This is a genomic window from Mesorhizobium sp. M2E.F.Ca.ET.219.01.1.1 (assembly GCF_004016445.2).
GTDB lineage: Bacteria > Pseudomonadota > Alphaproteobacteria > Rhizobiales > Rhizobiaceae > Mesorhizobium.
This window is the reverse complement of the sequence record NZ_SADT02000106.1, coordinates 1-366: the sequence shown is the minus strand read 5'-3', so window position 1 is coordinate 366 and position 366 is coordinate 1. Positions and strand designations below refer to the sequence as shown.

The window sequence follows — 366 nt, the reverse complement described above, 5'->3', positions numbered from 1 at the left end:
GAAGATCGTCACCGACAGCCGGCGCTCGAAGAACGTCGAGGCCAATGACCGCGACTACAAGACCAGCGTCGACAGGCTTTACGCGGCGGGCGACGTGCGCCGTGGCCAGTCGCTGGTGGTCTGGGCGATCCGCGAGGGCCGTCAGGCGGCGCGCTCGATCGACGAAGCGCTGATGGGATCGAGCGTGTTGCCTCGTTAAGGGTTGATAGCCGTCGTCGTATCCGGTGTCGCGGCTGACGTTGCGGGCTGGGTTTTCGGCGGCCAGGAGAAATCGTCGGCGCGGCCGGGCGAGGCAGCGGGCGCCTTGCCCTCGATGACGAGTTTTTCGCCGGGCAGGTTCGGATTTGGCTTCGCGGGGGCCGCCGC

At 67.8% G+C, this 366-nt stretch carries 2 pseudogenes; one reads left to right on the top strand and one right to left on the bottom strand.

The annotated features are described in order from the left end of the window. Positions 1–199, top strand: a pseudogene (gene gltD, locus EN862_RS35130) (glutamate synthase); the annotation flags it as partial. On the opposite strand, the pseudogene EN862_RS37245 reads toward gltD, so the two are convergent. Beyond that, a pseudogene (locus EN862_RS37245) lies at positions 196–366 on the bottom strand (DUF459 domain-containing protein); the annotation flags it as partial. The pseudogenes gltD and EN862_RS37245 overlap by 4 nt on opposite strands.